This window comes from Actinomadura sp. BRA 177 (assembly GCF_013372625.1).
In the GTDB taxonomy this organism is placed as follows: Bacteria; Actinomycetota; Actinomycetes; order Streptosporangiales; family Streptosporangiaceae; genus Spirillospora.
This window is the reverse complement of sequence record NZ_JABXFD010000637.1, coordinates 1-7,994: the sequence shown is the minus strand read 5'-3', so window position 1 is coordinate 7,994 and position 7,994 is coordinate 1. Positions and strand designations below refer to the sequence as shown.

The 7,994-nt window shown below is 73.3% G+C and carries 6 protein-coding genes; 2 read left to right on the top strand and 4 right to left on the bottom strand.

Annotation, left to right across the window (positions count from 1 at the left end; translation table 11 throughout):
• Positions 1-63 precede the first annotated feature (63 nt).
• Positions 64-2,727 (top strand): hypothetical protein, encoded by a 2,664-nt coding sequence (locus HUX53_RS35420; RefSeq protein ID WP_176407642.1) that lies wholly within the window; start codon positions 64-66, stop codon positions 2,725-2,727.
• A 4-nt stretch (positions 2,728-2,731) separates the two neighbouring features.
• Here the strand turns inward: HUX53_RS35420 and HUX53_RS35415 are convergent, their stop codons facing one another.
• Positions 2,732-4,390 (bottom strand): glycosyltransferase family 39 protein, encoded by a 1,659-nt coding sequence (locus tag HUX53_RS35415; protein WP_176407641.1) that lies wholly within the window; start codon positions 4,388-4,390, stop codon positions 2,732-2,734.
• Positions 4,390-6,036 (bottom strand): sulfatase, encoded by a 1,647-nt coding sequence (locus tag HUX53_RS35410; protein ID WP_176407640.1) that lies wholly within the window; start codon positions 6,034-6,036, stop codon positions 4,390-4,392. The genes HUX53_RS35415 and HUX53_RS35410 overlap by 1 nt, the downstream gene beginning before the upstream one ends.
• 232 nt (positions 6,037-6,268) lie before the next feature.
• On the opposite strand from HUX53_RS35410, the gene HUX53_RS35405 reads away from it, so the two are divergent.
• Positions 6,269-6,913, top strand: a complete 645-nt coding sequence (locus tag HUX53_RS35405; protein ID WP_176407639.1) for a dihydrofolate reductase family protein — start codon at positions 6,269-6,271, stop codon at positions 6,911-6,913.
• On the opposite strand, the gene HUX53_RS35400 is transcribed toward HUX53_RS35405, so the two are convergent.
• Together HUX53_RS35400 and HUX53_RS40380 are read right to left on the bottom strand one after the other, a co-directional pair.
• Entirely contained in the window at positions 6,895-7,755 is an 861-nt protein-coding gene (locus HUX53_RS35400) for a class II fructose-bisphosphate aldolase (RefSeq protein ID WP_176407638.1), read from the bottom strand. The genes HUX53_RS35405 and HUX53_RS35400 overlap by 19 nt on opposite strands.
• The gene (locus HUX53_RS40380) at positions 7,737-7,976 is read right to left on the bottom strand and encodes an SURF1 family cytochrome oxidase biogenesis protein (protein WP_369009231.1); all 240 of its coding nucleotides are present in this window, start codon (positions 7,974-7,976) and stop codon (positions 7,737-7,739) included. The genes HUX53_RS35400 and HUX53_RS40380 overlap by 19 nt, the downstream gene beginning before the upstream one ends.
• Positions 7,977-7,994 lie beyond the last annotated feature (18 nt).

Here is a 7,994-nt window from a genome sequence, read left to right as displayed (position 1 = left end):
TTTTTGTCTTGGCGTGAGTCGTCGAGCGTGGAGTTTCACATCCCGTTGTGGCGGAAGATGCATGTGTGTGAAGGGGACGGGCCCGGAACCCCGCGCCGGCGTCGATCTCGGCGCGGGGTTCCGGTCCGCGCGGCGACCGGCCGCGCGGACCGGCTGGGGCAGCGGGCCGGTTTCCTGGTCGCGCTGTTCGGCCCGGCGGTGACGAAGCGGGTCGGCGCCGCCGCCGCGCGTGCCGTCGAAGAGGGCCGCTGGGCGGCGCTGCACCTGGCGTCGGCGGCCAGCGACGTCCTCGGCCCCGAGCAGCTCGAACAGGTGCTCGCCCTTGAGATGCCCGAGGGCGTCGACCTCGTCCCCGACGGCCTGCCCTCGGTGCTCGCGCAGTACTTCCGGCAGGTGTTCGAGGACGTCCCCGCGCCGCGCCGGCTCGGGCTCGTCCAAGACCTGTGGGAGCAGGTGCTGGCACACCGGCACGCGCTCGGAAGACGGGAGCGGCGCCTGGCGACGCAGAGCCGCCGCGACCGCCTGGACGACCTCCGCAAGCGCCGCCGCCACCGCCTGGACGACCTCCGCAAGCGCCGCCGCCACTATGACGACCTGCTGGTCATGTTCTGGTTGCGGTTCTCGCTCGGCTTCCTCGACGAGGAACCGTCGATGGCCGACGCCGCGCGATGGGTACCGATCAGCGCGTACTGGCGCGACCGGCTCGACCGCATCGTCCCGGACGCGCCCGCCGCCACGGCGCCCCTGCGGACGGCCGTGGCGGGCGCCGAACACGGGCTGGCGGACGGCCTGGACCGCTCGGCACCGCTGCTCCGCGCCGCCGCTGCCCAGCTCGAAGACGAGGCCGCGGTGCTGGCCGCGCGCCGCGTCCCGGGTCTCACCGGACTGCCGGCCCGTCCCGGCTCCTACGTGCGCGACATCGTCCGCAGGCTCGGCGACGGGCGGCCGAGGGACGCGAAGTTCGCGGGCTACGTCCGCCCGCGCCTGGCCTGCGCCCGCGACTTCGCGCTCGCGATCAGCAAGGACGTCGAGCCGCTGCTGGACGAGGTGTGCGGCGGCCGCGAACCGGCCGTGATCCCGGCGGCGGTGCTGCGCGACTGGGCGGAGACCGGCCTGGAGAACTGGCGCAAGGGCGCCGGGTACGGCGCGGCCCGCCCGCCCGCAGAATGGGCCGGCATCCCGGTCTGGACGACCCCGATGCTGGGGGACGCCGGCCAGCTGCATGAGAGGCTCGGCGACGCGCAGGATCCCGGCGCCGTGGAGAACTTCGGCGACCTGCTCTGGTACGCGGACATGATCGACGCCCTCGCCGAGCTCTACGGGCACGAGCAGGCGCAGGCCACCCCCGGCACCGGCGCGCCCTGGTTCGACCACGATCCGCCGCCGGACACCGAGTCGCTGCGGCCCCGCACCGACTCGATCACGCTCGCCGTGTCGGGCGCCGCCCAGCTCGTGGCGCTCGGCGGCGCCCCGCCCCGGGCGCCGCGCACCTGGGCGGAGTTCACCGCGGGCCTCCTGTCGGCCACCTCGATCGCCGAGGCGCTCACCGGCGAGTTCACCGTCCCGGCGGCGCTCGACGCGCTGGACGGGACGGCGATCCCCGGCGCGGGCGTCCGGCTCAAGGTGGCCCGCAGCGTCCGGGACGTCGCCGAATGGGCGGACTACATGGGCAACTGCATCGCGGGCCCCGCCTATGTCGAGGAGGCCAAGGCGGGCCGGACCGTCCTCACCGGCCTCTACGGCAAGGACGGCCTGCCGACCGCCAACGCCGAACTGGCCCCGCTGCGGCCCGCGTCGCGCGGCTGGCGCGTCGCCGAGATCGCGGCGCGGTTCAACGACGACCCGCCCGAGACCCTGGAGCGGCGGTTCCGCGACTGGGGTCGCCGCGATCCCGGGCGCCGCGCGGAAGCAGACCGCCCCGGCACCGGACGAGCCGCCGCCCGCCCGTCCGGTACGCCGCCGCGCGGCCCCCGCCTCGTCGAGGAGACCGGCCCGGCACTCGGCGCGCTCGCGCAGGAGGCCGCGGACGGCACCGCACCCGAGGTGCTCGACGCGTACGCCGCCGTGGCCGCGACTGCGGCGGACGCCGCGCTCACCAGCCTGCGCCGCCTCGGCACGGCCCAGCTGACCGGGGCGGTTCGCCGCGCGCTGGACGAGGGCGGCACGGACCTCGTCGGGTTGTGGAAGGCCACCGGGCACCGTCCCCTCGAAACCGCGCTCGACGCCCTTGACCCCGCCCTCCGCGAGCGCTTCGACCAGTTCCCGCTCCTGCTCGGCGAGCCGCCGCTGCCGAAAACGCTGCGCAGGCTCGTCAAGGATCCGGCCATCGCAGGCGCCTACTCCCTCGACCTGGTGGCGCGCCGCGTCCGCCGCGCGATCGGCCGCCTCGCCGTGCACGACGACCCGGTCATCGCGCAGGCCCTCGCGAAGCCCTCGGCCGAGCCGTTGCTCTGCGCGCTCACCGTCACCACCACATGCGGCGCCGCCGCCGATCTCACCCTGGTGACGGCACCGCGCGCGGTCACCGTCCCCGGCTACCCGGTCACGACCCTCGACGACAAGGACGGCCCCTGGTACCGCGCCCTGCCGGCCGCCCGCGAACTCGGCGCCGACACCGCGGTGTTCTGGGACGAGATCGCCGAGCACGGCCTGCGCGTCCCCGCGTCCTGGCTCGCCCACGGCGGCTGGCCCGCGCTCTGGTCGCGCGCCCACACCCACCGCCGCTGACGGGCTACGGCCGGCGGAAGATCGTGAGGGAGTGGCCGACCTCGCCGATCGGCTCGCTGGAGGTGATCAGCGGGATCAGCCGCGGGTCGTCCTTGGCGATCCAGCTGTCGGAGATCACCAGCAGGCCCCGCACCTTGTCCGGGGACACGGCGAGCGGATCGGACGCGTGGATGCCGTAGTAGGACGGCACGCCGCTGCCCTTGTAGGCGAGCCAGATCCGCTCATCGGGGTGCCGGTCGCGGAGGTGGTCGGCGAGCCGTTGCAGGTCCTGCCCCCAGTCGACGTTCGAGTCGTGCAGGTACAGGTGTGTCTTGGACGGCCCGCCGAACGCCTCGTTCGAATACGGCAGGTAATAGGGATAGGCCCGCAGCGAGCTGACTGCGACGAACAGCACGAGCACGCCGGCCGCGGCCTTCGCCCACCGCCATCGGATGGCCGTGACCCCGGCCGCCGCCACCGCCAGGAACATCGGGACGAAGATCGCATACCGGACGCCGAGGTCGCGGGCGCCGGTCATCGCCACCGCGAGCAGCACCGCCGCCGGGACGAGGACGTACGGCGCGGCCGCACGCAACCGGGGCAGCGCCATCGCCGCGATGCCCGCCGCCCACAGGACGAGCATCCCGAGCGGCGTCTTCACCAGTAGCGCGGCCGGCAGGTAGTACCAGCGCGAACCCTGGTAGGTGTCGCCGAACAGGAAACTCGTCCATGCCAGGTCCTCGAAACCGAACTGGACGCGCATGCCGTCCCGGAACGGCCTCGGGAACGGCAGCAGGTCGACGGCGAGCCCCCGGAGCCCGCCGATCACCGGGACGTCGGCAGGTGTCGTCCACCGAAGCCGCGGATCAACGGCCAGGTAACTGGCCCACACCACCCCGATGACCAGCACGGCGACGCCGGCCGCCGACAGCACGCCGACCGCGACGGGCCGTCCGGCGTCCCGGGACCGCCGCGATGTCCAGACCGACACCGCCACCAGGACCAGCAGCACCGGCACGGCGGGCAGCGCGCTCATCTTCGTCGCCACGGCCGCGCCCAGCGCCACCCCCGCGAGCGGGACGTAGAGCCGTGGCCGCCGACGCGCCCGCCACGCCAGCCACGCCGAGGTCAGCAGGAACCCGGCCGTCGGCACGTCGAGCGTCGCCAGCGACCCGTGCGCGATGACGTCGGGGGAGAAGGCGTAGAGGGCGAGCGCCGCGACGCCGCCGGCCGGGCCGGTGAGGTCGCGGGCGAACGCGAAGACGACCAGCCCGAACAGCAGCGTCAGGACGATGACCGGCAGCCGCGCGGCGAGCAGGACCCGCTGCGCGTCATTGGCCGACTCGTACAGCAGGTGCCGTCCGACGTCCTGCTGCGTCCCGGCGTAGGACGCGTCCAGGTGGGCGCCGCCGAGCACCGCACCGGCCCCGATGAGGATCTTGGTGAGCGGCGGATGCTCCGGGTTGTACCGCAGGTCGTGTTCGCGCAGGTAGGTGACGCCCGTGCCGATGTACACCGGTTCGTCGATGGTCGGGGACTGCGCCACGGCGGTGGAGGCCATCGTGAACGCCATCTGCCCCAGCAGCGCCGCGACGATGGCAACGAGCAACCACCGCCGATGTCGGCGCAGCGTCCGGGCCGGCGCCTCACCGGGAGGCGCGGCGGGCTCCCCGACCGCCGTCATCAGCCGAACGCGGTGAGGAAACGGTCGCGGAACGCGCTCATCGGCCACACCGGCGTGTTCTTGCCGGGACGCAGCCCGTCCTGCCAGTTCCAGCTCGAGATCTTGTCGATGACGGCCTTGTCCTTGGCGACGACCGTGATGGGCACGTCCCGGCTCGCGCCGGGGCCGGTGATGAGCGGCGCGGGCTGGTGGTCGCCGAGGAAGATGAGCACCGTCTTGTCATTCCCGTACGTCTCCATGTACGACACGAGCGTGTTGAGGGTGTACTCGATCGACTTGCGGTACTCGGTGCGGATCTGGCCGCCGGGCGGCCACGGCGCGTCGTAGCCCTTGCCCATCCCGTTGAAGATCGAGCCGTCCCCGACCTTGTCCCACGGGACGAGCGTGGGGATGGACGCCCACGGTGCGTGGCTCGACACCAGGGCCGTCTCCGCCATCACCGGCGGACGGTCCTTCTTGGCCAGCTCGGTGTGCTGGAGCGTCGACAGCGTGTACTGGTCCGGCATCGTCGCGAAGCTGAACCGGGGGCCTTGGTACCCGAGGTTCCGGTCGTCGTACACCTTGTCGTAGCCGTAGAACTTCCCCTCCGGCCAGGCCCGCGTGATCGCCGGCATCAGCGCGACCGTCCGCGAGTCCGCCTTGTGGAACGCCGTGTTCAGCGTCAGCCGGTCGCTGTTCACGAGCGTCCGGTACCGCTGCTGGTTGTTGATCCAGAGGCCGGACAGCAGCGTCGCGTGCGCGAGCCAGCTGCCGCCGCCCGCAGTGGACGAGGTGAGCCAGCCGCTGCGCGCCGAGAACCCGGCCTCGCGGAGCCGCTGCGACCCCTGGTCCAGGACGGCGTCGACCTGCGGCGCGTACTGCGGGCTCTCCACCGCCGAGCGGCCGTAGCTCTCCACGAACGCGAGGACGACGTCCTTGCCTCGCAGCCCCGTCAGCAGCTGGTCGCCGGGCGTGTCGCGGAACTTGTCGACGGCGGCGGCCTTCGCGAACTCCTCCCGGTCGTTCAGGCTCGACCGCACCGCCAGCGCGTGGTCGTAGGCGAGCGCCGCCGCGCTCCTGGACGCGACCGGCACGCCGTCGACGAGCTGCGCGCCGAGCACCGCGCACACGACCCAGATCGTCGCGAGCACCGCCGCCGACCGCGCCGCCGCCCGGTCGTGCCGGGCGACCACCCGGCTGAGCCGCAGCGACGACAGCGACATCAGCACGACGACCCCGACCGCCAGCACGACGGTGCAGACCACGGCGGCGATCGCCCCGGCCTGCCCGGCCGACTCGTCCACGAACTCCACGGCCGGGCGCAGCAGCGGCCAGTCGAGCACCAGGTCGAACGGCCGGACGAGCACGGCGTCGAACCCGATGTCCGTCACCTTCAGCACGAACAGCAGACCCAGGACGGCCCCCAGCGTCCCGGCCACGTAACGTCTCGCCTTCCCCCGCACCACGAGGATCAGGGCCACGCCGAGCACGCCCTCGATCGGGATGCGCACGAACGCCCCCGGTGTCAGCAGCGCGAACTCGTCCGGCGTGATCAACGCGGCCAGTACCAGCAGGAACGCCGCGCAGGTCACCGTCCGCGCCACGATCTTCCGGTGCCGCCCGCCGCCCGCGTCCCGCCCGGCGGCCTTGTCTTCCTCGTCTTTCACCCGCTCCGCGCGGCTATCGGTGGTCAGCTCGTCCTCCCAGGCTCAGTCCCCCGCCGCGAACGCGACACCCACAGCACGTCCGTCCGCCGCCTGCCGGTTCAACCCTTTCCGATGACATCGGCGGGGTACGCCGGTCTGCAAATTCGCCGCGCCGGGATGTCGAGGATCCGGGGGCGGCTCCGATCTATTCGTCAGTGGCGCCGGACGGGCGCCCCGACAAGGAGGTAGTGAGATGGGCAAGGTCACCTGCGACATCGGGATCTCCGTGGACGGCTTCGTCGCCGGCCCGAACCAGCGGCTGGACGAGCCGCTCGGCGACGGCGCCGAGCGGCTGCACCGGTGGATGTTCGAGCAGCCCGAGGCCAACGCCGAGGCGATAGAGAAGATCACGGCGGCCGGTGCGTTCATCATGGGCCGCAACATGTTCGCCTCCGGACGCGGCGACTGGGACCTGGACTGGACGGGCTGGTGGGGCGACGAGCCGCCCTACCACGCACCCGTCTTCGTCCTGACCCACTACGAGCGCGCACCGGTCCCGATGAAGGCGCCGAGCGAAGCTCGTCCTTTGAATGGTGGTGGGCGGGGGCTGGAGGACGGTGGGACGACGTTCAACTTCGTCACCGACGGCATCGAGTCGGCCATGGCGCGGGCGCAAGAGGCGGCGGGCGACGCGGACGTGGCCGTCGCGGGCGGCGCGCAGACGGTGAACCAGTACCTCGCGGCCGGGCTGATGGATGAGCTGCGGCTGCACGTAGCGCCGATCGTCCTCGGTGCGGGGGAGCGGCTGTTCGAGGACGTCGGCGATCTCGCGCTCGAACAGGTCGCGGTCTCCCACACCGACCTGGTCACGCACGTGACCTACCGGGTCGCCTCCTGAGGAGCGGCGACCCGGCCGTCCGCCCGGATGACCGCGAGGAGGCGGGCGATCTCGCCGGCGACCGCTTCGCGGGCGGCGGCGATGTAGCGGCGCGGGTCCACCAGGGCGGGGTCGGCGCCGAGCCGGTCGCGGACGGCCCCCGTGTAGACCTTGTTCAGGTGCGTCGCGATGTTGATCTTCGTCATGCCGTGCTCGACGGCTGCGGTGAGCGTGCCGTCGGGCACGCCGGACGAGCCGTGCAGCACCAGCGGCACGGGGACGGCCGCCGACAGCCGGGCGATGAGCGGCAGGTCCAGGACGGTGTCGCGGGTGAGCATGGCGTGGGACGTGCCGACCGCGACGGCCAGCGCGTCCACGCCCGTGGCCGCCACGTAGCGGGCGGCCTCGCCGGGATCGGTGCGGGCGTGCGGGGCGTGCACGCCGTCCTTGCCGCCGATCTCGCCCAGTTCCGCCTCCACCCAGACACCTTCGGCGTGGCAGCGGGCAACGACCTCGGCGGTCGCCGCCACGTTCGCGTCGTGCGCGAGCTTGGACGCGTCGAACATGACCGATCCGAAGCCGAGATCGACGGCCTCCCGGACGAGATCCGGCGACGTCGCGTGATCCAGGTGCGCGACGACCGGCACGGCGGTGGCTCGCGCGACCGCCAGCACCGCCTCTCCGATCGGCGCGAGCGCGCCGTGGTAGGCGACGCAGTTCTCGCTGACCTGGAGGACCACGGGCGTCCCCGCCCGCTCCGCGCCGGTGACGATCGCCTCGGCGTGCTCCAGCTGGATCACGTTGAACGCCCCCAGCCCGCGCCCGCGCGGGGGGACGGCGTCAGTCATGGGCACGAGCGGCATGGTTCTCCTCGGTCCGGAGGGTGACGCGCGCGAGGAGCGCGGGGAGTGCGGCGGCGTCGATCTCGCCGGCGACGGGGGAGCGGACCGCGCAGGCGGCCAGCGCGACCGCGCGGCGGAGCGTCCCGCCACGGCAGCCAGCCGCGGTTGAGCAATAGCCACAGGCCGCTGGCCTGATCATGGAAGGGCTGCAGCAGCTCGACACCGGCCTTGCCGTCGCGCATACGGTTATCCAGCAATAC

Bases quoted from the DNA above. Each gene is read 5' to 3' on its own strand.
- HUX53_RS35400 (WP_176407638.1), bottom strand. From the start codon at position 7,755: ATGCCGCTCGTGCCCATGACTGACGCCGTCCCCCCGCGCGGGCGCGGG.
- HUX53_RS35405 (WP_176407639.1), top strand. From the start codon at position 6,269: ATGGGCAAGGTCACCTGCGACATCGGGATCTCCGTGGACGGCTTCGTC.
- HUX53_RS40380 (WP_369009231.1), bottom strand. From the start codon at position 7,976: ATGCGCGACGGCAAGGCCGGTGTCGAGCTGCTGCAGCCCTTCCATGAT.
- HUX53_RS35415 (WP_176407641.1), bottom strand. From the start codon at position 4,390: ATGACGGCGGTCGGGGAGCCCGCCGCGCCTCCCGGTGAGGCGCCGGCC.